18 protein-coding genes are annotated in these 21,264 nt (G+C 72.6%); 12 read left to right on the top strand and 6 right to left on the bottom strand.

From position 1 onward, the window contains the following. Positions 1-6 precede the first annotated feature (6 nt). Positions 7-1,167 carry an ROK family transcriptional regulator gene (locus tag PYR72_RS09160; RefSeq protein WP_275454837.1) on the top strand — a complete coding sequence of 387 codons (1,161 nt, stop codon included), beginning with the start codon at positions 7-9 and terminating at the stop codon, positions 1,165-1,167. A gap of 90 nt (positions 1,168-1,257) precedes the next feature. Then, on the top strand, positions 1,258-1,428 hold the full coding sequence (locus PYR72_RS09155; protein ID WP_005483952.1) for a hypothetical protein: 171 nt from the start codon (positions 1,258-1,260) through the stop codon (positions 1,426-1,428). Positions 1,429-1,494: 66 nt separating this feature from the next. On the opposite strand, the gene PYR72_RS09150 is transcribed toward PYR72_RS09155, so the two are convergent. Together PYR72_RS09150 and PYR72_RS09145 are read right to left on the bottom strand one after the other, a co-directional pair. Beyond that, positions 1,495-2,874: a S1 family peptidase gene (locus tag PYR72_RS09150; RefSeq protein WP_275454836.1), complete on the bottom strand. Its 1,380-nt coding sequence runs from the start codon at positions 2,872-2,874 to the stop codon at positions 1,495-1,497. Positions 2,875-3,024: 150 nt separating this feature from the next. Beyond that, positions 3,025-3,864 carry an SAM-dependent methyltransferase gene (locus PYR72_RS09145; protein WP_275454835.1) on the bottom strand — a complete coding sequence of 280 codons (840 nt, stop codon included), beginning with the start codon at positions 3,862-3,864 and terminating at the stop codon, positions 3,025-3,027. A 293-nt stretch (positions 3,865-4,157) separates the two neighbouring features. On the opposite strand from PYR72_RS09145, the gene PYR72_RS09140 reads away from it, so the two are divergent. Then, complete coding sequence (locus PYR72_RS09140; RefSeq protein WP_275454834.1) at positions 4,158-4,793, top strand: HAD family acid phosphatase; 636 nt, start codon at positions 4,158-4,160, stop codon at positions 4,791-4,793. 83 nt (positions 4,794-4,876) lie between these two features. Next, positions 4,877-5,266, top strand: coding sequence for a PPOX class F420-dependent oxidoreductase (locus tag PYR72_RS09135; protein ID WP_275454833.1), 390 nt, complete (start codon positions 4,877-4,879; stop codon positions 5,264-5,266). Between the two features lie 65 nt (positions 5,267-5,331). On the opposite strand, the gene PYR72_RS09130 is transcribed toward PYR72_RS09135, so the two are convergent. Further along, on the bottom strand, positions 5,332-6,078 hold the full coding sequence (locus PYR72_RS09130; protein WP_275454832.1) for a response regulator transcription factor: 747 nt from the start codon (positions 6,076-6,078) through the stop codon (positions 5,332-5,334). A gap of 162 nt (positions 6,079-6,240) precedes the next feature. On the opposite strand from PYR72_RS09130, the gene PYR72_RS09125 reads away from it, so the two are divergent. The 3 genes from PYR72_RS09125 (at position 6,241) to PYR72_RS09115 (ending at position 10,867) form a co-directional block, all read left to right on the top strand. After that, the gene (locus PYR72_RS09125; protein WP_275454831.1) at positions 6,241-7,500 is read left to right on the top strand and encodes a histidine kinase; all 1,260 of its coding nucleotides are present in this window, start codon (positions 6,241-6,243) and stop codon (positions 7,498-7,500) included. A gap of 71 nt (positions 7,501-7,571) precedes the next feature. Further along, positions 7,572-8,366 (top strand): peptidoglycan-binding domain-containing protein, encoded by a 795-nt coding sequence (locus PYR72_RS09120; protein ID WP_275454830.1) that lies wholly within the window; start codon positions 7,572-7,574, stop codon positions 8,364-8,366. A gap of 110 nt (positions 8,367-8,476) precedes the next feature. Beyond that, positions 8,477-10,867 carry a SpoIIE family protein phosphatase gene (locus PYR72_RS09115; protein ID WP_275454829.1) on the top strand — a complete coding sequence of 797 codons (2,391 nt, stop codon included), beginning with the start codon at positions 8,477-8,479 and terminating at the stop codon, positions 10,865-10,867. A 55-nt stretch (positions 10,868-10,922) separates the two neighbouring features. On the opposite strand, the gene PYR72_RS09110 is transcribed toward PYR72_RS09115, so the two are convergent. Next, positions 10,923-12,827, bottom strand: a complete 1,905-nt coding sequence (locus PYR72_RS09110; RefSeq protein ID WP_275454828.1) for a phosphatase PAP2 family protein — start codon at positions 12,825-12,827, stop codon at positions 10,923-10,925. Positions 12,828-12,923: 96 nt separating this feature from the next. After that, positions 12,924-13,838, bottom strand: coding sequence for a BadF/BadG/BcrA/BcrD ATPase family protein (locus tag PYR72_RS09105; protein ID WP_275454827.1), 915 nt, complete (start codon positions 13,836-13,838; stop codon positions 12,924-12,926). Positions 13,839-14,082: 244 nt separating this feature from the next. Here PYR72_RS09105 and PYR72_RS09100 point away from each other — a divergent pair, with 244 nt between their 5' ends. The 5 genes from PYR72_RS09100 to PYR72_RS09080 all read left to right on the top strand — a co-directional run bounded on the left by PYR72_RS09100 (position 14,083) and on the right by PYR72_RS09080 (position 20,492). Beyond that, a complete protein-coding gene (locus PYR72_RS09100; RefSeq protein WP_275454826.1) occupies positions 14,083-15,204 on the top strand; it encodes an ROK family protein in 1,122 nt (373 codons plus the stop codon). A 284-nt stretch (positions 15,205-15,488) separates the two neighbouring features. After that, a complete protein-coding gene (locus PYR72_RS09095; RefSeq protein ID WP_275454825.1) occupies positions 15,489-16,811 on the top strand; it encodes an extracellular solute-binding protein in 1,323 nt (440 codons plus the stop codon). 149 nt (positions 16,812-16,960) lie between these two features. Then, positions 16,961-17,872: a sugar ABC transporter permease gene (locus PYR72_RS09090; protein WP_275454824.1), complete on the top strand. Its 912-nt coding sequence runs from the start codon at positions 16,961-16,963 to the stop codon at positions 17,870-17,872. Continuing rightward, positions 17,869-18,771 (top strand): carbohydrate ABC transporter permease, encoded by a 903-nt coding sequence (locus PYR72_RS09085; protein WP_275454823.1) that lies wholly within the window; start codon positions 17,869-17,871, stop codon positions 18,769-18,771. The genes PYR72_RS09090 and PYR72_RS09085 overlap by 4 nt, the downstream gene beginning before the upstream one ends. Before the next feature lie 2 nt (positions 18,772-18,773). Next, on the top strand, positions 18,774-20,492 hold the full coding sequence (locus PYR72_RS09080) for a hypothetical protein (RefSeq protein WP_275454822.1): 1,719 nt from the start codon (positions 18,774-18,776) through the stop codon (positions 20,490-20,492). Between the two features lie 80 nt (positions 20,493-20,572). On the opposite strand, the gene PYR72_RS09075 is transcribed toward PYR72_RS09080, so the two are convergent. After that, on the bottom strand, positions 20,573-21,229 hold the full coding sequence (locus tag PYR72_RS09075) for a nucleoside/nucleotide kinase family protein (protein WP_275454821.1): 657 nt from the start codon (positions 21,227-21,229) through the stop codon (positions 20,573-20,575). Between the last annotated feature and the right edge of the window lie 35 nt (positions 21,230-21,264).

Raw genomic sequence — 21,264 nt, 5'->3', positions numbered from 1 at the left:
GCCCCCATGACCGCACTCGCCGCCAGTTGGCTGCCGCTCAGTCCCGGGGAACGCTCGGTGGCGATCGAGGTGCTCGTGCACGGTCCGCTCTCGCGCACGGAACTCGCCCGGCGGCTCGGCCTCTCGGCCGGAAGTCTCACGCGACTGACCAAGCCGCTGACCGAATCGGGCCTGCTGGTCGAGACCGCCGAGGGTGCCGCGCTCCCGGGGGCCCGTCAGGGTCGCCCCTCGCAGCCGCTGGACATCGTCGCCGAGTCCTGCTCCTTCCTCGGCTTCAAGATCACCGACGACATGGTGTACGGCGTCGTCACCACGCTCCGCAGCGAGATCGTCGCCCGGCACGACCGCCCGCTCACCACCCATGAACCCGCACGGGTCGCCGATCTGCTCGCCGAGATGACCGACCGGCTCGCCCGCGCCCATCCCTCGCTCGCCGGGATCGGCATCGGGGTCGGCGGGTTCGTCCGCGACCGTACGACGGTCGGGGAGTCCCCCTTCCTGTCGTGGCGCGACGTCCCGCTGGCCGCACTCGTCGAGGAGCGCACCGGACTGCCGGTGGTCCTCGAGAACGACGTCGCCGCGCTCGTCGAGGCGGAGACCTGGTTCGGCGCGGGGCGCGGCCTGGACCGGTTCGTGGTGCTCACCATCGGCGCGGGCATCGGCTACGGCCTGGTCCTGGGCGGCAGGCGGGTGGCGCACGCGGAGGAGGACCGGGGCTTCGGCCGCCACTGGATCGTGGACCCCGCCGGCCCGCTCACCCCCGACGGCCGGCGCGGCAGCGCCGTCTCGATGCTGAGCATCCCCGCCATCCGGTACCAGGTGCGGGCGGCGACGGGGCGCGAGGTGACGTACGAGGAGATCCTGGCCGGCGCGGCCGACGGCGAGCCCCTGTGCGCGCGGGTCGTCGGCGAGGCGGGGCGGGCGCTGGGGACGCTGGTGGCCCAGATCGCCAACTTCGTGATGCCGCAGAAGATCCTGCTCGCGGGGGAGGGGGTGGGGCTGATGGAGGTGGCGCGGGAGGCGGTCGACGAGGCCGTCCGCGCGCACCGGCACCCGCTGGCCGCGCCCGTCCCGCTGGAGACGAAGGTGTCCGACTTTCACGACTGGGCACGGGGGGCCGCCGTGCTGGCCATTCAGGTCCTCGTGCTCGGGAGCGTGGAGCCGTAAACGCAGCGTGATCAGCTTCACGGTCCGTAATGTCTGAAGTGGGACCTTTACTCACATCGGCTTCACGTTCGAGGACATATGGTTTACACCATGTCCACTACCCCTGATGTCGTCCTGGAAAGAGCGGAAGTACCGGCGCGAACGGCCGCCGAGGTCAACGAGGAGATCCGGGCGCTCTGGTTCCGGAGCGGCGGGACGTTGAACAGGGAGCAGCGGAGCGAGTACGAGCGTCTGGTCCTGGAGTGGGCCGCCGCCTCGTAGTCCGCCGGCCGCGCCCCTCGCGGGGCACGGAGCGCCGGGAGCGCACATCGCGCAGGGCGTGGACCTCTACCCCCAACTCCTCGAGTACTGACGGCGGTACGCCTGCCGGTCCTGTTCGGTGCGGATGAAGCGGGTGGCCGCCAGGGCGACCATGCTGCCGGCGACGACCAGCAGACCGGGCCCGACGTTGCGGGGGTCGGCGAGGCGGTCGAGGAGATCGGAGGCGGCGCCCACGGAGTCGACGGGCTCCACGGACCCCGGCTCGGCCCCGCCGGGAGCGGCGGCGCCCTGGGCGTCGTCGCCGGACGAACCGTCGGCCGCCGCGGTCGGCTGGGCGGCGGACTGGGGCAGGCCGGTCAGCCGGACACCGAGGTCGTCCAGGGCGTCGGACAGCGGCTGGAAGAACGTCGTACCGCCCTCCTCGCAGTCCCCGTTGCCGCCCGAGGTCACCCCCAGGGCCACCCCCTCCGAGAAGAGCGGGCCGCCGCTGTCGCCCGGCTCGGCGCAGACCGTGGTCTCGATGAGGCCGCTGACGGTGCCCTCGGGGTAGTTGACCGTGGCGTCCAGGCCGGTCACCTCGCCGTTGCGGAAACCGCTGGTGCTGCCGCTGCGGAAGACGCGCTGGCCGACCGCCGCCTCCCCGACCGAGGTGATCCGCACGCCCCGGCCGTCACCCACCGAGACCACGTTGGTGCGGTTGCTCGGCGCGTCCTGGAGGTACTGCACGAGCGAGTAGTCGCTGCCGGGGAACTCCGACTCGGTCGTCCGGCCGATCTCCTGGCGGCCCTCGTTGTCGGAGAACCAGACGGAGCCGGCCGGACCGCAGTGACCGGCGGTGAGCATGAAGTCCCGCTCGCCGTCGGTCACGTTGAAGCCGATCGAGCAGCGTCCGCCCGTGCCGAAGATGGGCTGGGCGCCGTTCAGCCGCATCGTGTACGTGCCCTCGGTGCGCTCCATCCGTACGGACGCGCCGATCTTCTCGGCGAGGTCGGTCAGGCTCGACCAGTCCTTCTTGGACACGGTGCTGTCGGCCCGCACCACGACCTCGTTGGACGCGGGATCGATGGCCCAGGAGGTGCCCGACACCCGGGGCGCGGACCGCAGCGCCCGCGTGGCGGACTTGAGGTCCTCACCGCTGAACTCGACCATCTTGGGACGGGCGCCCGCCCGCTCGACCTCGGCGGCGGCCTGCTCGTCGGTGACCGCGACGACCGGCTTGCCGTCGTCGGCGATCCAGGTGCCGGCCGTACGCTCGGAGCCCAGTTCGCTGACCAGGCCGTTGCCGGTGCCGGAGGCGGCCAGCACCGCGCTTCGGGTCACGGGCGGGGAGGTGGTGGGTTCGGTCGCCATCGCCGCCTGCGCGACCATCAGGGTTCCGCAGATCAGTCCACCGGCGGCCGTCAGCCGCGCCACCCGCTTCACGACTCGTCGTCGTGCGTGCCTCATCGCCTGGCTCTCCCGAACCCCGTCCGACACGGTGTCAACACCGCCAGGGCGTCCGGTCCTTGAGCGCCCTCCTTTCATACGTGCGGCGGTCGGCACATGTTCACCGGTCCGCGGCGGCGTATCCCGGCGTCCGGTTCACGGCGATTCCCGTCACGGCTTGGCTCCCACTCCGCAGTACATGGGTACGGTCGCCGGTTCCCCGACGGCGGGATCGCCGGCGGTGTCCGGCCGCCAGCGCGTGCACGGGACGACGCCGGGCTCCAGCAGGTCGAGCCCGTCGAAGAACCGGGCGATCCGCTCCGGTGTGCGCTGGGTCAGCGGTGGGATGCCGTGTTCGTTCCACCAGGCGGCCGCGATGTCCACATCGGGCCACTCCGGGCTGGTGATGGTGTGCGAGAGCACCAGATGACTGCCCCGGGGCAGGGCGTCCAGCAGACGGCGCACGATGCCGTCCGGGTCCTCGTCGTCACGGATGAAGGCCAGCACGTCGAGCAGCAGCAGGGCGACCGGTCGGGTCAGGTCCAGGGTGCGCGCCGCGTGGGCGAGGACGGAGTCGACGTTGCGCAGGTCCTCGTCCACGTGGTCCGTGCGGCCCTCGGGCGCGCTGGTCAGCAGGGCGCGGGCGTGCACGAGGACGAGCGGGTCGTTGTCGACGTAGACGATCCGGGAGTCCGGCGCGATGTGCTGGGCGACCTCGTGGGTGTTCTCCGCGGTCGGCAGCCCGGCGCCGATGTCCAGGAACTGCCGGATGCCCACCTCGGCGGCCAGATGGCGCACCGCCCGCCCCAGGAACTGACGGTCCGCGCGGGCGTAGTCGCCGATGCTGGGATACAGCCGGCGTATCTCGTCCCCGGCCTTCCGGTCGACCTCGTAGTAGTCACCGCCGCCGAGCCAGTAGTTCCAGATCCGCGCCGCGGCCGGCCGTGTGGTGACGATGCGCCGGTTCAGCGGCGACGAGGGGAAATCCGGGGCTGCCGGGTTGTCCGTCACGGAGTCGACTCCTGGATCTTCTGTGAAGGTGCTTCATCCAACCGGCAATGTAGACCCGTCGGTTGGCCTTTGCCGAGACTTCGGCGATCTTCTCGGCGCCCGGATTCGCCAGGTTCCGCCGCGTGCCGCCCGGCTCGGCCGGCGGGCTGTGGAACAAGGGTTGTCGCGACCCTTCTACCAACCGGTAACTCTTGGGTAGTCTCCCGGCCACCATTGGGCATGACCATGACGAGCGCGGCGAGGGTGATGACGACCTCGCCGCGTCGGCATCAGAGAGAAAAAAGGGGACGAACATGACAGGAAGCGGTGTGGGACGCCGCATCACGACGGTCGCCGCGGTGGCCGTACTGGGTCTGGGCGGTTCGGTGACCGCGGCGGTGCCCGCGGCAGCCGCGCAGAGCGGGACCACGGCCGGCACGGCGGCGGCCGCCGAGGTGGACTACGCCACCTGGCAGAAGGACGTGAAGACCGTCGTCGACACGGCGACGCCGTACGTCCAGCAGCGCACCGCGAACTCCTCGGGGCAGAAGCTCGCCATCGTCTTCGACATCGACAACACGACGCTGGAGACGCACTACACGCCCTGGTACCAGCTGCCGACCCCGGCCCTGAAGCCCTCCCTGGCGCTCGCCAAGTACGCCAAGTCCCGCGGGGTCGCCGTCTTCTTCGTCACCGCCCGGCCGGGCATCATCGAGAGCGTCACCAAGTGGAACCTGAAGAACGTCGGCTACCCCGTCGACGGTCTCTACGTCCGTGACCTGCCCGACCTGTTCGCCGAGGTCTCGGCCTACAAGACCGCCTCGCGGGCGGACATCGAGTCCGACGGCTACACGATCATCGCCAACGTCGGCAACAACACCACCGACCTGGTCGGCGGTCACGCCGAGCGCACGTACAAGCTGCCCGACTACGACGGACTGCTCGACTGACCCGCGTCGGCCTTCGGCACCCGGGTGCACGGCCGCCGGACCCTTCCGGCGCCCGCGCACCCGAGGGCACCTAGAATCCGGCCATGGCTGACGACACCTCGCTCGACGCGCTCGGCGCGGGCAAGTACCTGCTGCTCACCACCTACCGCAAGAACGGCACCACCGTCCCGACACCGGTGTGGGTGGTACGGGACGGGGACGCGCTCGGTGTCTGGACGGTGGCGGACTCCTGGAAGGTCAAGCGCGTCCGCAACCGCGCCGACGTCCTGGTCGGCCCCTGCGACGTGCGGGGCAACCCCACCGGCGGCACCGTGCCCGCCCGCGCCGAGATCCTGGACGCGGCCGGCTCCGCCGCCTACCGCGGTCTCATCGCCCGCAAGTACGGCGTCCTCGGCCGACTCACCCTGCTCGGCAGCCGACTGCGCCGGGGCTCCGACGACACGGTCGGCATCCGCGTCACCCTCACGCCGTAGACACCCCGAGGGCCCCGCGACACCCCGAGGCCCCGCGCGGCCCTTCCCGGCTCACCGGCGGGCCGTCACCCCTGCTCGCCCGCATGCCCCGTCCGCCACGCCCACGCGGCGATCTCCACCCGGTTCCGGGCGGCGAGCTTCAGCTGGATGCTGCCGAGGTGCGTCTTGACCGTGGAGAGGGAGACGAACATCGCGGCGGCGATCTCGGCGTTGGTGTGCCCGAGCGCGACCAGGCGCACCACGTCGAGTTCCCGCTCGGTCAAGGGCTCCTGGGGGCGCGGGGCACCGGGGCCCGCCCCGGCCTCCTGCCGCTTCTTCTCCGTCGCCCCCGACTTCCCCGTCTTCCCCGTCTTTTCCGTCGTCTCCGCCTTCTCCGCCGTGACGTGCCGGAGCAGCCGGACCGTCACCGACGGCGACACCAGCGCGTCCCCCGCCGCGGCGGCCCGGACGGCCTCGGCCAGCAGGGTCGGCCCCGAGTCCTTGAGCAGGAAGCCGCAGGCGCCGCCGCGCAGCGCCCCGTAGACGTACTCGTCGAGGTCGAACGTCGTCACCACGACCACCCGCAGCGGATCGGCGACCCTCGGACCGGCCAGCAGCCGGGTCGCCTCCAGACCGTCCAGCCTCGGCATCCGGATGTCCAGCAGACACACGTCGGGCCGCAGCTCACGGGCCAGCCGCACGGCCGTCTCGCCGTCGGCGGCCTCCGCGACCACCGTGATGTCCGGCTGCGCGTCGAGGAAGAAACGGAAGCCGGTGCGGACCATGTCCTGGTCGTCGGCGATCAGGACCCGGATCGGGCTGCGGTCGTTCATGGGCGCATCATGCCCGAGCACGCGGGGGAGCCACGACACGGGAGGGGGACCGCGACGGGGGCGCCCGCCTCGGCCGAACGGCCGGGCTTCCCGCTCGCCCAGGACGGCGGCTCGGCCGTACGGCCGATACGGGGACCGGTGGCGGTGCCTACTGTGAGCGGCGTGAACCTCGTGCTCGACAGCGACGAACCCGCGGAGGACGCCCCCGGCCCTCCGGCGCGTCCCGCCCGGGCCGGCTGTGTCCGGGGCGGCGGCATCGTCGCCCTGTACCTGGTCTGCGCGTCCGACTTCCTCCTCCTGGCGACGGACGACGACAGCGGCAGTCCGTGGCTGCACCTGTTCTCCCTGGCCGCCGGTCTGCTGGCACTGCTGTGGCCCGAGCGCCGCCGGCCGGCCTGGGTGACACCGCAGGTCCGCGCCGGCGTACCGGCCCTCGCCGCGCTGACCAATGTCCTGGTCCTGGTCGTGGCCCGGGACAGCGGCGGCTTCGGCGTGGGACAGGCCGCCTTGCTGGTGTGCGCCCTGGTCGTCGCCGTCCGCACCTGTACGCCCGGCTGGGCGCTGGCGTGCGGACTCCTCGACGGTCTCGCCCTGGGCCTGCTCACGCTGCCGTACTTCGGCCTCAGGCCCGACGACAGCGCCAATGTCGGCGCCGCCCTGATCCTGCTGATCGTAGGCGGCGTCGCCGCCGGCGTCGCCGCCTACCTGCGCACCCTGGACAACCGCCGCAACCGGATCGTCACCGAGACCCGCCGGGCGGAGCGCCTCGCCATGGCCGCCGACCTGCACGACTTCGTCGCCCACCACGTGACCGGCATCCTCGTGCAGAGCCAGGTCGCCCGGATGATGGCCGGCACCGAACCCGAGCGCCTGGACCCCGTCCTCGCGGGCATCGAGCGGGCCGCGACCGAGGCGCTGGCCTCCATGCGCCGCACGGTCGGCGTCCTGCGCGACCGCGGGGAGGAGACGACGACCGGCGACCGGCGGCCGGTCGGGGACCTGGCGGGCGTCGACGAACTGGTGCGCGGCTTCGACGGAGTCGGCGGGGTCGACGGGCACACCGCCCTGCTGCGCCACGATCCCTCCGTCCCCGCCGACCTGCCGCACGAGGTGCAGGCCGCCGCCTTCCGCGTGGTGCAGGAGGCCCTGACCAACGTGCGCCGGCACGCGGCCGACGCCACCGAGGTCACCGTCGACCTCCGCTACGCCCGGGGCGACCTGGAGGTCCTGGTCCGTGACGACGGACGCGGCGGCGCCCGGCTGCCGGAGGCCGCCCGGGGCGGCGGGTTCGGACTCGTCGGCCTCACCGAGCGGGTGACCGCGCTCGGCGGCCGTATCCAGGCCCGCCCGCGCGAGGACGGACCCGGCTGGGCGGTCCTCGCCGTGCTCCCGGCCGCCCCCCGGAGCCGCCCGCCGAGCTGAACCTCCCGGCCCGGCCGCCCGTATCTCCTCTCGGGGATGGCGGGAGACCGCGTGCACGGAAGGAGAACAGCGTGTCGAAACCGCCCGAGCCGGGCAGGACGACGAAGCGTCCCACGATCGAGCCGACCTATGTCATGCGCCGGCGCAGGACGGAGGCCCTGGCCGAGCTGCTGCGGGAGTTCGAGCAGTTCAAGGGGGAGGCCGCCCGGCAGGACGAGTACGAGACCGTCGCCGTACCGCCGAGTCCGGCACCGGAACCCGCGCCCGCCCCTCCGCCCGCGCCCCCGGAGCGGCCCGCCCCCGAGCGGATCCTGCCCCGGCTGGAGTACGAGACCGAGGAACTGCCCCCGGTCATGGTCGGCGAGGACTTCGGCTCCGGCACGGTCCCGCCCCGCGCCGGGCGGCGGCAGGAGCGGCGGCGACGCCGGCCGGCGCCCGGCGGCGGACCGGGCCTGAAGCGCGCGGCGGTGGTCGTCGGCGTCGGCGCGGCGGCCCTCCTCGGCTTCGGTGCCGCGCTCCTGCTGCCCGGCGGCGACACCGAGAAGGAGGCGCGCAGCGTCACCCCCAGACCGACGCCCTCGGCCCCGGCGCCCGAGGTCTCCGCCCCCGTCCGGAACGACGCCGTCGACCCGGACGGCGCCGGCACCCTCCGGGAGGGCGACAGCGGGCCTCAGGTCTCCGAACTCCAGCAGCGCCTGCTCCGCATCCCCGACGTGTACGCGGGCGGCTCGACCTCGGGACAGTACGACGGCGTACTCAAGGACGCGGTGGCGCGCTTCCAGCTCTGGTACGGCATCCGGGGCGACGAGACGGGCGTCTACGGCAACGACACCCGCCAGGACCTGGAGTCCCGTACCGCCCTCTAGGGGGTGCGACCCGGTGCGGCCCGGTGCGGCCCCGTGGCGGGGCCGCACCCCGGTACGTCACCGGCGGGACCCGGGTTGTTGCCCCGCCCCGGACGGACCATCCTGGCCATATGGTGACGAAGGGGTCCGGCGCGTCGCGGGCTGCCAGGTCCGGCGAGGCGATGGCGGTGGTCGACGCGCGCGGCCTCGTCGCGGGGTGGAGCGAAGGGGCCCGGCGGCTCACCGGGTACGCCGCGGGGGACGTGACCGGGCGGCCGGCGGCGGACCTCGTCGACGGGGACGCGGCGGCGGTGTGGCGGACGCTGCTGACGGACGGCGACACAGTGGTGGACCTGGTCTACCGGGACGGGCGGCGCCAGAAGGTGGCCCTGCGGATCTGCCCGCTCGCGGGCGGGGCGGGCCGGGAGCGGCGGTTCGTCGTCCAGGCGTCTCCCGGCCCGGCCGAGCGCGGCCTCGGGGAGCTGGCCTTCACCCAGGCGTCGATGTCCATGTCCGTCTTCGACACCGGGCAGCGCTATCTGCGCATGAACGACTTCGCGTGCCGGGTGATGGGCCAGCCCGAGGAGGAGTTCCGGCACCAGTACTTCCCCGACACCGTGGAGGACGCCGAGCACAGCCGGGGCTTCCTGCGCCACCTGGAGATCGTGGTGGAGACCGGGCAGCCGGTCCACTACGAGAGCTGGACCCGCTCGCCCTCCGGCCGGCGCATGCACGCCTGGAGCTTCGAGATGTGGCCCGTGCGGGACCGGGCCGGAGAGCTGATCGGCACCGCGCTCGCCGGGTTCGACAGCAGTGAGCAGTTCTGGGCCCGTCAGCGCCTGGCCCTGCTGAACGAGGCCGCCGGATCCATCGGCACCCGGCTCGATGTCGTCCGGACCGCCCGCGAACTGGCCGAGCTGGTCGTGCCCCGGCTCGCCGACTTCGCCAGCGTCGACCTCCTGGAGTCCGTGCTGCAGGGCGAGGAACCCGAGGTGATCCCGGAGGGCCGCGAGATCAGACTGCGCCGTGCCGCCCACCACTCCCCGACACCGGGCGTCCCGGAGGCGGCGATCGGGCTCGGCTCCGCCGACGTCTACCCGCCCGACTCGCCGCCCGCCCGTGCCCTGCTCACCGGCGAGCCCGTGCTCACCGGCACCGGCGACCACTCCCTCGACTCCTGGTTCGCCCGGCACGGTGCCCGCTCCGCCAGGCTCCGGGAGGCCGAGGAGCACGACCTGTCCCTGATGGCCGTCCCCCTGGCCGCCCGCGGCACCACGCTCGGCGTGGCCGTCTTCGTCCGCCTCCTGACCCCCGAGCACCCCGACGCCTTCGACCAGGACGACATGTCCCTCGCGGAGGAACTCTGCAGCCGGGCGGCGGTCTGCGTCGACAACGCCCGCCGCTACACCAGGGAACGGACGACGGCGCTGGCCCTGCAGCGCAGCCTGCTGCCGAAGACGGTCGCCGGACAGGCGGCCGTCGAGTTCGCCTCCCGCTATCTGCCCGCGCTGTCCCAGGCCGGGGTGGGCGGCGACTGGTTCGACGTGATCCCGCTGTCCGGGACCCGGGTCGCGCTGGTCGTCGGGGACGTCGTCGGGCACGGCATCCACGCCTCCGTCACCATGGGCCGGCTGCGCACGGCCGTGTGGGCGCTCGCCGACGTCGACCTGCCGCCCGACGAGCTGCTCACCCACCTGGACGACCTCGTGGAGCACCTGGCGGCCGGTGACGACACGGGCGACGGGGAGATCGGCGCGACCTGCCTCTACGCGGTGTACGACCCGGTGGACCGCAGCTGCTCCATCGCCTCGGCCGGACACGTGCCGCCCGTGGTGGTGCGGCCCGACGGCGGTGTGGAGGTCGTCGAGGTGGTGGCGGGACCGATGCTCGGCGTCGGCGGGCTGCCGTTCGAGGCGACGGACCTGGCGCTGCCCGAGGGGTCCGTCCTCGCCCTCTACACCGACGGTCTGGTCGAGGCCCGCGACCGTGACGTCGACACCGGCACCCGCGCCCTGTGCGCCGCGCTGGAAGGACCGGTGGGCAGTCTGGAGCGCGCCTGCGACACCGTGCTGAAGGCGCTGCTGCCCGACACCCCGGCCGACGACGTGGCCCTGCTGCTGGCCCGCACCCGCGCGCTCGACGCGGAACAGGTCGCCGTGTGGAACCTCACCGACGACCCGGCGCTGGTCGCCAACGCACGCAAACTGGCCACCGACCAGCTCACCCGCTGGGGTCTGGAGGAGGCCGCCTTCGTCACCGAACTCGTGGTCAGCGAACTGGTCACCAACGCCATCCGCTACGGCGGCGCCCCCATCCAGCTGCGCCTGATCCGTGACCGCACCCTCATCTGCGAGGTGTCCGACGCCAGCAGCACCTCACCGCATCTGCGCCGGGCCCGCAGCTTCGACGAGGGCGGCCGGGGCCTGCTCCTCGTCGCCCAGCTCACCGACCGCTGGGGCAGCCGCCCGAGCGGCGCGGGCAAGACCATCTGGGCCGAGCAGGCCCTGCCGCCGAGCCTGTGAACGGCTGTCGGGGGCGGCTCGCGCCACCCCCGACAGCCGTTTGCGGTGCGGTGGGTTACTTCTTCCGCAGGTGGACCGACACCCCGTGCGCGGTGAAGACCTGCTCGGCCGTCCAGCCCTCCACGGCCACGGAGACCTCGGCGAACCGGCCCTGCACGGACCGCGCCCCGAGGACCGCCACCGTGTCGCCGGACCGCGGCGCCCGCGCCGCGTCGAAGCGGACCACCAGCTTGCTGCCGTGCTCCAGGGCCGCGCGCCGGTCCACGTCCAGCGCCGGGCCGACGCCCCGGCCCAGCGTCACGTCGAGGACACCGGCCTGCGTGTAGTCGCCCCGCACGCGCACGGTGTGCCCGCCCGTGGCCAGCGTGCCGCCCTTCACCCGGACGTCACCGCGGCCGAGGGCCTCGTCGGAGCCCGCCGCGAGCACACCGGCCTCCACGACGGTGCCGCCCTTGTAGCGGTTGGCGCCGGTCAGCGTCAGCGTGCCGCTGCCCCGCTTGACGAGACCGCCCACGCCGTCGATGTCGTTGCGCCAGGCGTCGGCCGCGCCGAAACCGCCGAGCGCGGCGTCCAGGGTGACGGTGACGTCCGTGTCGAAGGCGCCGTAGCCGTCCGCCGCCGCGAACAGGTTGAGCCGGCCCCACTGCTCCCAGCCGTCCAGCAGGACGTACCCGGAGGGCAGCGCGGTCGTGCGCAGCACCTCGCGCCGCTGCGCCGCGTCGAGGTACGGCAGCCGCGTCTCCAGCAGGACCTCGGCCCCCTTCGGCACGGTCATGCCCTCGGACGCGCCGCGCCGGCGCAGGACGTACGTCAGCTTCGGCTCGACCAGGCGGGCGTTGGCCAGGCGGTCGGCGTACGGGTCGGCGGCGTCGGAGTGCGCGTAGGCGAACAGCGTGTCGGCGGTGGTGCCGGTCCTCGCCTGGAAGTACTCGGCGGCCTGCTTGCGCGCGGCGGCCTTGAGCGCGGTGTTCTCCGGCTTGTGCAGCACGGCGGCGGCCAGGGCGGTGGCCATGATGCGGCCGCCCATCACGTCGACCGTGGAGTGCATGCCGGACATGATCCGGGTGTGGCTCAGCTCGAAGGCGCGGGTGATGATCTCCTGGAAGCGCTCGGGGACCGCGTACGCGTACGCCAGCGCCGCCAGGTGGAAGGCGTTGGTGTGGCCGCTGGGGAAGCCCCCGTCCTCGGCCGGGACCTCGCTGCGCTGGCGCAGGAGCTGCTTCACGACGACGACGTCGGACTCGTAGACGGGGTAGCCCAGCGCGTCCTTCTCACCGGTGTCGACGACCTGGCTGTCCTCGTTCATCCGCCAGGGCCGCGGGTACTGGAAGCTGAACTTGGCCGGGTTGCTGGAGGTGAAGTCGCCGCGCACGGTGTCGACGAGCTTGGCCACCAGGCCGAGGTCCGAGTCGTACGAGCCGGCGCCCAGCGTGGAGCCGGCCGGCGCGCCGGCGGGGACGGCGTCGTTGATCTTGGTCGCGGGGATGCCCTCGGGGGCGGCGGTGATCGAGGTGACCGCCTTGGCGCCCGTGCGGTACAGGTCGGCCAGCGGGCCGAGGCCGCCGATCATGGCGTAGCTCTGGTGCTGCCGGTCGTAGACGAACGCCTCACGGGCCTGCGCCTCCGTGCGGCGGCCGGTCAGCCGCGCGCAGTAGCGCATGTTGTCGCGCAGGATCTCCGGCAGCAGCGGGGTGCCGGTGTTCCAGGCGCCGCCCGTCTTCCAGATCACGGCGAAGCCGCCGAGCGCGCGGATGACGGCGTTGGTCCCGGCGGTCTGGTTCGCCGTGGTGTTGGTGCTGTAGTCGTCGACGAAGGCCGCGAACGCGGTGGCGGCCTTGGCCTCGGGGGCCTGCCACAGGTTCACGACGGTCGGAGCGGCTATCAGGCCGGCCGTGACGCCGAGTGAGTTCCTGAGGAAGACACGGCGGTCGAGAGTGTGGTGCCCGGCGGATGACGGCATGGAGCGCCGCTCCTTTCGCGAGGTGGTGATCGGGTGCGGGCTGAGCGTGGGGTGGACGCATGTCCGGTCGGTGTCCGGTCGGCGACCGGACGGTGATCAGCGGGTGACCGGTCGGAGGAGCGTACGTGAGAGTGCCAACGCCCCTTCGACCGGAGGCACTTGGAGCACATGCGGTCGCGCGGACGGTACAGCGTCGAGGAGCGCTTCGGCGAATGCGGAGTACAGGGCGGGCCTGGAGAGGATCGTCCCGCCGGCCACCACCACGTCGTCGACGGGCACCTGGCGGGCCGCGAGCCGGGCCACGAGCGAGGCGAGCGCGCGGCCCCCTTCGGCGATGACCCGGCGGGCGAGGACGGAGCCCTCCTCGGCGGCCTCGAACACCTGCGGGGCGTGCCGGCCCCAGTCGGCGGACATCGCCGTGGCGGCCTCCAGGGCCCCGCCGAGCGCCGGCACCTCGCTCACCCCGAAGGCGGCGGTCAGCCGGCCGGCGAGCGCGTCGGGTGCCTCGCCCCGGTCGTGCGCGGCCCAGACGGCGCGGCACGCCTCCCGGACCAGACCGGCGGCGCCGCCCTCGTCGCCGAGGACCGCGCCCCAGCCGCCGACCTGCACGGACGTTCCGTCCGCGGTGCGGCCGACGGCCACCGAACCGGTGCCCGCGACCAGCCCCACCCCCCGGTCGAAACCGGCGGCGGGAGCCAGCAGCTCGGCGTCACCGACCACCAGGCACGGCACCTGAAGCCGTTCCTGGAGGGCGAGACGTATCCCCTCGCACTGCCGGGGCGTCTCGCAGGCATGGGCGCCGACGGCCACGGCGGACACGGGGGTGTGCGCGGGCAGCACCTCCTCGACCAGCGTGGCCAGCCATGCGGTCGCGGCCGCCGGGTCGTGCGGCCGCCAGCCACGGCTGGCACGGAGGTGATCGGCGACGGACTCCGTCCCCGTGACAGCACGGAGATGGGTCTTGGTGCCGCCCACGTCGATACCGACCGCGACGGGCCTTGAGTCCGGCACGTGAGGCCTCTTTCGTCGTTGCGTTGCGATGGGCGCAGCGACGGCTGGGCGAAACCGTGCCAGGACACACAGGGTCTGTGGGGGGTGCTAGGGAAGCCCCGGGACGGGCCTCGGCGGATGCGGCAGACGAGTACCGCTTGACTTCGTTAGGAAATTAACTAACGAATTAGGGTGCGTCAAGGGTTACGACGCCGGATACCGCACGACCGTGCGGCCGGATGACCGCGGCACGACTGGGGAGACCATGCAACTGAGCGAGAGCGCCCGCGCCGTCTTCGCCGTACTGGCCGCGTCGAGCACCGCCACCCGCCCCCAGCTGGCCGCCGGGGCGCGCCTGTCCAAGCCGACCGTCTCCACCGCCGTGGCCGAGCTGGAGGCCGCTGGTCTCGCCGCGCACTCCGGCACGCTCTCCGGCGGAACCGGCAGGTCGGCGGCCGTGTACGACCTGGGACGGGCCGCCGGCGCGGTCCTCGCCGTCGACCTCGGGCCGAGCGTCACCCGGGTGCGGGTCTGCGCCCTGGACGGCACCCTCCTCGCGGAGGGCACCGGGCTGCGGGCGGACACCGTCGACGTGGTCGCGGACGCCCTCGGCGGCCTGGCGCCCGGCGCGCCACTGCGCGCCATCGTCGTCGCCGTCGGCGATGTCACCGTCCAGAGCCGCGAGGGCACCGCCGTACGGCCCGCCACCGCGAAGGCGGGCCCCATCTTCGACGCCCTGACCGTGGCCCTCCCGCCCGGGGTGCCCGTGCACGTCGAGAACAACGTGAACTGCGCCGCCCTCGCCGAGCTGCACGAGGGCGCCGCCCGGGGCCGGGACACCTTCGGCTACCTGCGGATCGGCGTCGGTATCGGTCTCGGTGTCGTCATCGGCGGCCATGTGCTGCGCGGCGCGAACGGGGCCGCCGGTGAGGTGGCCCGGCTGCCGTACCCGTGGGACGCGGACCGGGAACCCCGCCACGAGGGCCTGGAGGCCCACATAGGAGCGGGTTCCCTGCTGCGCCGGGCGGCGGACGCCTGGCGGGGCGTGGACGGCGTGTGCCCCGACACGGTCGCCGGGCTGTTCGCGCTGGCCGACACCGGACACGCCACGGCGTGCGCCGTCGTCGGCCGGCACGCCGCCGACGTGGGCAGACTCGCCGCCGCGGCCACCGCCGTCCTGGACCCCGGCCTGATCGTGCTGGGCGGCGCCGTCGGCTCCGAGCCCCGGCTGCTGCCCGGCGTACGGGCCGAACTGGCCCGGCTGAGCTGGCCCACCGAGGTCGTGAGCAGCGCGCTCGGCGACAGTGGCACCGTGGTGGGGGCCAGTCGGCTGGCCGTGGCCCGGGGAATCCAAACCGTGACCGGAGGTGCGGCGGTGAAGCATTGACGGACTCCACCGCCATCTGCCAATGTCCGGACAAGCGCTTTCTAAGTCGGCCGGGACGCCGACTTGGGGTGAGCCTCCCGCCCGTACTCGATGTCTCGATGTACGGCAACCGCACGAGGGCGTGCCCGTGCGGTGACGGCCGGTACGGCCGGGGATTCCGCCCCGTGAGGACGACGCGGCCGGGCGAGGCCGTGGCCCCCGGAAAGCAGCCTTCCTGCACAATGCACCCGTGCCGCCTCGGTCGGCGCCGTGCTCCGTCCCCTACCGAAAAAAAGGGATCGAAGATGACCACTGTGGGTGTGCGGCGCTCAAGCCGACTCGGCCGCGGCGGTATGCGCCGCCTGGTTCCCCTCGCTGCCGGTGTCTCGGCGGCGACCCTGCTGCTCTCCGCCTGCGGAGGCGGCTCCGACTCCGGCGGCACCTCCAAGTCGCTGACGTTCTGGATCTCCACCGTTCCGGGCCAGGACGCGGGCTGGAAGAAGGTCGTGGCGCAGTACAAGAAGGACAAGGGCGTCAAGGTCAAGCTCGTCAACATCCCCTACGACGGCTACACGACCAAGCTGCACAACGCCGCGCAGGCCAACTCCCTGCCCGACGTCGCCGCCGTGCCGGCGCTGGACCCGATCTGGTCGAACAAGCTGATCGACCTCAAGTCCATCGCCGACAAGAAGAGCAACAACATCAACCAGAACTTCCTGGCGAAGGACTCGTCCGGGAAGGTGCTGGCCATCCCCTCGGACGTCACCGCGTCCGGCATGTTCATCAACAAGTCGCTCTTCGAGAAGGCCGGCGTCGACTACCCGACCTCGCCCGACAAGACCTGGACCTGGGACGAGTTCATCAAGGCGGCGAACAAGGTCCGCGAGAAGACCAAGGCCAAGTACTCCCTGACCTTCGACCAGTCGCCGTCCCGGCTGCGCGCCATGGTCTACGAGATGGGCGGCAAGTACGTCCACGCGGACGACTCCGGCAAGTTCTCGGTGGACGAGGCGACCAAGAAGGCCGTGAACACCTTCGTCGGGTGGAACGACGACAAGACCATGCCGAAGTCGGTGTGGACCAGCGGCGCCGACCCGTCCGCGATGTTCCAGAGCGGTGACGTCGTCGCCTACTGGTCCGGCGTGTGGCAGGTGCCCGCCTTCGCCGAGAGCATCAAGAAGTTCGAGTGGGCGAGCGTCCCGACCCCGGCCCAGCCGGTGCAGGCCAGTGACGTGAACGCCGGTGGCAACATCGTCGGCTTCAACAACAACGCCGACGCGGCCGGCGCCGCGAAGGACTTCCTGTCCTGGCTGTACGAGCCCGACAACTACCGCACGCTGTGCGAGGCGTCCGGGTTCCTGCCGGTCGAGAGCGGTCTGAACCCGACGTACCCGTTCAAGTCCGAGGCGGCGCAGGCGGCGTACAAGCTCTACAACGAGTCGATCCCGCTGTACGACCCCATCTCCGGCTACTTCAACGGCGCGCAGACCAACTGGGTGCTGAAGGGCAAGAGCCTCACCGAGGACCCGACCAAGACGGAACTCGGCAAGGCCATCAACGGCCAGCAGTCGGCCGACAAGGCACTGGAGGCCATCGTGGCCGGCTACAACCAGCAGGTCGGCGGCTGAGCGTAGGCGAAAGGGGCCGGGCGGCGGGGTCCAGACGCCGCCGCCGCCCGGCCCGGGCGCCCACGCAGTGCCGGGCTCAGGGGGTGAGCCCGCGGGGCTCACGCCGATGAGCCCGCAGCAATCCATTCCACCAGCACGGAGTCAGGAAGATGACAAAACGCGCCTCGGCCGTGTCCGCGAGCCCGCCCAGGAGACGGAGCAAGTACACCCTTGCACCGCTCGTCCTCATCGCGGCCAATGTCGTGCTCTTCTCGCTGTTCTTCGTCTGGCCGGCGGTGATCGGGCTCATCTACAGCTTCACGAACTACACGGGAGTGGGGGCGTTCCAGTTCATCGGACTGGACAACTACCACAACCTGTTCGGGGACTCCACCTTCTACGCCGCGCTGACCCGGACCGTGCTGTACGCCGTGCTCTTCGTGCCGCTGAACTTCGGGGTCTCGCTGCTCGCCGCCAACCTGCTGGTGAGCAAGCACGCCAAGGGCGGGTCGGTCGCCCGCGTCATCTTCTTCATCCCCTGGCTCCTGTCGCCCATCGTCGTCGGTGTCCTGTGGCGCTGGCTGTTCGGTGAGAACTTCGGGCTGGTCAACTACATCATCGAGCAGTTCGGCGGCAGCGCCGTCCCGTGGCAGTCCAACGCGGACCTGTCGCTGATCGTGGTCGTGATGGCCGCGTCCTGGGCCTGGACCGGTTTCTCGATGCTGCTGTTCATCGCGGCGATCAAGAACGTACCGGTGTCCTACTACGAGGCCGCCTCGCTCGACGGCGCCGGCCCCTGGCGCCAGTTCTTCAGCATCACGCTGCCGAGCATCGCCCCCACCTCGTTCATCGTCATCCTGCTCAACACGATCAACGCGATGAAGGAATACCCGGTGTTCGTCGCCCTCAACAACGGCGGCCCCGGCACATCGAACAACCTCCTCGTGCAGTACATCTACGAGACCGGCTTCAAACGGGGCCAGATCGGCTACGCGAGCGCCGCGTCGTTCGTGCTCATGCTCATCCTGATGGCCGTCGCGATCATTCAGCTGATCGTCAACCGGCGGGTGGAGAACCGATGACAACCACAGACATCCCCCGCCCGGTCGACGCCGGGTCCGCACGGCCCGTCTCCAAGAAGCGGCCCCGCGGCGCCGCCACCGGCGGCCTGCGGCAGACCGTGTCCGCGACGACCCTGCTGTGGATCCTCGCGTGCCTGTACGGGCTGCCCGTGCTGTGGTTCATCCTCAGCTCCTTCAAGCCGGCCAGCGACCTGTTCTCCTATCCGCTGACCCTGGTTCCGCGCAACCCCACCCTGTCGGGCTTCGAGGCGGCGTGGGACAGCGCCAACTTCTCGCAGTACTTCATCAACACGGCCATCGTGTGCGTGATCACGACGATCCTCACGGTCGGTGTCAGCTGCTGCACCGGGTACGCGCTGGCCAAGTACGACAACCGGTGGCTGAAGGCCTTCTTCCTCTGCATCCTGGCCACCACGATGCTGCCGGGCGAGGTCATGCTCGCCCCCTCGTTCCTCGTGGTCCGTGACCTCGGCCTCTACAACTCGTTCGCCGGCATCATCCTCCCGGCGGTGCTCACCGCGACCGGATGCTTCATGTTCCGCCAGTTCTTCCTGACGGTTCCCGACGAACTCGTGGAGGCCGCGCGCATCGACGGCGCGCGGGAGCTGTCGATCTTCCTGCGGATCATGGTGCCGATCTCCCGGCCCATCATGCTGACCCTCGCCATCCTCTCCTTCCAGTGGCGGTGGAACGACTACATCTGGCCGCTGCTGATGCTCAACGACCCCAACAAGTTCACCGTGCAGATCGGCATCCAGAGCATCGTCGGCGCGCAGAACATCAACTGGTCGGTCCTGCTCGGCGCGTCGGTCATCTCCATGATCCCGCTGATCGCCGTCTTCCTGGTCTTCCAGCGCTACGTCATGGGCGCCGACATCAACGCCGGACTGAAGGACTGATCGTGCCCACCCCGCTCGACCCCGAGTTCGTCCGGTCGGCGGCCCGCGCCGCCGACCGGGCGGCCGCCCCGCTCGCCGCCCGCCCCGACGAGGAACCCACCGCGGTGCCGCACCGCGGTCTGGCGCGGCGGGTGAAGACCCTGCTCGCGGCCCACCGGTCCCCGGACTCCGCACTGCACGGCAGCGAGCGGGCCGTCGCCGCCGCGATGACACACCTGCGGGCCCTGCGGGCCACGCAGACTGCCACCGGCCTCTTCGCCGGCGGCGACAACGTGCAGTCCCCGCCGGACTCCGCGTTCACCGTCAACGACGTGTGCGACGCGCACGTCCTCGCCACGGGCGGAGGGCCGGAACTGCGCGAGGCCGCGTCGGCCCTCGCCGAGATCGCCGGAGCCGCCCTCGACAGCCTCCTGACGGGCGGGGTGCACACCCCGAACCACCGCTGGGAGCTGTGCGCGGCGCTGGCCCGCCTGCACCGGTCCTTCCCCGACGACCGGCTGCTCGACCGCGTCGAGGAGTGGCTCACCGAGGGCGTCGACATCGACCGGGACGGCCTGTACTCGGAGCGGAGCGCCAACTACGCGGCCCACGTGTCCAACCCGTCCCTGCTGCTCCTCGCCGATGTGCTCGGCCGCGCCGACCTGCTGGACGCCGTCGAACACAATCTCGCCACCACCCTGGACCTCATCAGGCCCGACGGCACCGTGGAGACCGTTCTGTCACGGCGGCAGGACCAGTACGCCCCGTTCCCGCTGGCGCCCTACCTGCCGCACTACCGGCTGCTCGCGATCCGCACCGGCCGGGGCGACTTCGCCCGGGCGGCACGGCTGGCGGCCGCCGACGGCATCGACGACCCCGACCTGCTCGCCCAGACCCTCCTCACCCCGGAACTGGGCCGCGCCCTGCCGGCCCCAGCCGCGGAGACCCTTCCGCGCGAGCGGTACCTCCCCACCGCCCGTCTGGCCGCCCGCGCCTCGGCCACCGCGCACACGGTGGTGTACGGCGGCTCCGACGTACCCGCGCAGCGGCGCATCCGCTCGGGACTCGCCTGCAACCCCACCTTCCTGCGCCTGTTCGCCGGCGACGCCGTCCTCGACGCGGTCCGCCTCACCCGCGGCTTCTTCGATCTGGGGCCTTTCCGTGCCGCGCGGACGCAGCGGCTCGCCGAGAACCGGTACCGGCTCACCGAGACCCTCACCGCCGCCTACTACCAGCCGCTCCCGAAGGACCGGCGACGGGACGACGGCGACTACCGGCTGGTGGACGAGGGCCGCTTCTCGGCCGCGATGGCCTTCCCGGACCGCCCCCGGGACGAGGTCTCCCACACGACCACCGTCGAGGCCGAGCTGCGGGAGGACGGCGTCGACCTGCGGATCGACATCAGCGGCCCCCGGGTGCCCTGGGCCCTCGAACTGACCTTCCGGCCGGGCGGCACGCCGGAGGGCGCCGTACCGATCGGCGACGACCGCTGGTGCCTGACGGCCGGGCCGATGACCTACCGGGCCGGTGACGACGAGATCCGTGTCGAGGTCGCCGTCGAGGCGGGCGAGCCGCTGGCCGGGCCGGACCGGGGCGAGGTGCTGCGGTACGACCCGGGCCAGGACCACACCGTCGTGGGCGGCACCGACGCCACCACCGGGAACCGTGTCTACCTGGGGGGCATGGGCCCGCACACCCTCACCCTCGCCCTGCGCGCCCACCGGCCCGCCCTCCTCGGGTGACCGGGGCGGACCACGCCTCACCCGCCTGATCGCAGGCCCCCGCACCGGCAGCCCGGCGTTCCTGACGACGCCGGGCTGTCTCATGTCCGGAGGGGTGCCGGCATCGCCGACGCCGGCACCACCAGGTCGGCGTGCCGTCCGGTCGCCGCCACCGCCTCCGCGTTGCGCCGGTCCGAACCGGCGACCCACGCGACCGCCTCCTCGTGCCCCTTGCCGAACTCCTCGTGCCGGGCCACCAGCCGCCGCACCCGTTCGCCCTCGTCGAGGTCGCAGAACCAGACCTCGTCGAGCCGGGACCGCACCCGGGGCCAGACACCCGTCTCCAGCAGGAGGTAGTTCCCCTCGGTGACGACCAGCCGGGCGGACGGCGGCACGGGGATCGAACCCGCGACGGGCTGCTCCAGGGTCCGTTCGAAGCCCGGCGCGTACACGACGTCGTCCTCGTCCCGGCGCAGCCGCTCCAGCAGGGCCGCGTACCCCGCCGCGTCGAACGTGTCCGGCGCGCCCTTGCGGTCCCGGCGGCCGAGGCGGTCGAGTTCCACGTCCGCCAGATGGAAGCCGTCCATGGGCACATGGGCGACCCAGGGCTCACCGTCGCCGTTGAGCGCCCGGGTGAGCCGCTCGGCGAGGGTCGTCTTCCCCGCGCCGGGGCCGCCGGCGATACCGAGCAGGGTCCTGCGGCCGGGGCGGGCCAGCGAGGCGGCCCGGTGCAGGAGGTCGTCGAAGGTCAGGGGCATGCCGTCGACGGTAGCCCGCGTCCGGCGTACCCGGA

The organism is Streptomyces sp. VNUA24 (assembly GCF_029167005.1).
Classification (GTDB): Bacteria; Actinomycetota; Actinomycetes; order Streptomycetales; family Streptomycetaceae; genus Streptomyces; species Streptomyces scabiei.
This window is presented reverse-complemented; position numbering and strand designations above follow the sequence as displayed.

What these genes read in the sequence shown, in the direction of transcription:
- PYR72_RS09160 (WP_275454837.1), top strand. Translation starts at nt 7, where the DNA reads ATGACCGCACTCGCCGCCAGTTGGCTGCCGCTCAGTCCCGGGGAACGC.
- PYR72_RS09155 (WP_005483952.1), top strand. Translation starts at nt 1,258, where the DNA reads ATGTCCACTACCCCTGATGTCGTCCTGGAAAGAGCGGAAGTACCGGCG.
- PYR72_RS09150 (WP_275454836.1), bottom strand. Translation starts at nt 2,874, where the DNA reads ATGAGGCACGCACGACGACGAGTCGTGAAGCGGGTGGCGCGGCTGACG.
- PYR72_RS09140 (WP_275454834.1), top strand. Translation starts at nt 4,158, where the DNA reads ATGACAGGAAGCGGTGTGGGACGCCGCATCACGACGGTCGCCGCGGTG.
- PYR72_RS09135 (WP_275454833.1), top strand. Translation starts at nt 4,877, where the DNA reads ATGGCTGACGACACCTCGCTCGACGCGCTCGGCGCGGGCAAGTACCTG.
- PYR72_RS09130 (WP_275454832.1), bottom strand. Translation starts at nt 6,078, where the DNA reads ATGAACGACCGCAGCCCGATCCGGGTCCTGATCGCCGACGACCAGGAC.
- PYR72_RS09115 (WP_275454829.1), top strand. Translation starts at nt 8,477, where the DNA reads ATGGTGACGAAGGGGTCCGGCGCGTCGCGGGCTGCCAGGTCCGGCGAG.
- PYR72_RS09110 (WP_275454828.1), bottom strand. Translation starts at nt 12,827, where the DNA reads ATGCCGTCATCCGCCGGGCACCACACTCTCGACCGCCGTGTCTTCCTC.
- PYR72_RS09100 (WP_275454826.1), top strand. Translation starts at nt 14,083, where the DNA reads ATGCAACTGAGCGAGAGCGCCCGCGCCGTCTTCGCCGTACTGGCCGCG.
- PYR72_RS09095 (WP_275454825.1), top strand. Translation starts at nt 15,489, where the DNA reads ATGACCACTGTGGGTGTGCGGCGCTCAAGCCGACTCGGCCGCGGCGGT.
- PYR72_RS09090 (WP_275454824.1), top strand. Translation starts at nt 16,961, where the DNA reads ATGACAAAACGCGCCTCGGCCGTGTCCGCGAGCCCGCCCAGGAGACGG.
- PYR72_RS09085 (WP_275454823.1), top strand. Translation starts at nt 17,869, where the DNA reads ATGACAACCACAGACATCCCCCGCCCGGTCGACGCCGGGTCCGCACGG.
- PYR72_RS09075 (WP_275454821.1), bottom strand. Translation starts at nt 21,229, where the DNA reads ATGCCCCTGACCTTCGACGACCTCCTGCACCGGGCCGCCTCGCTGGCC.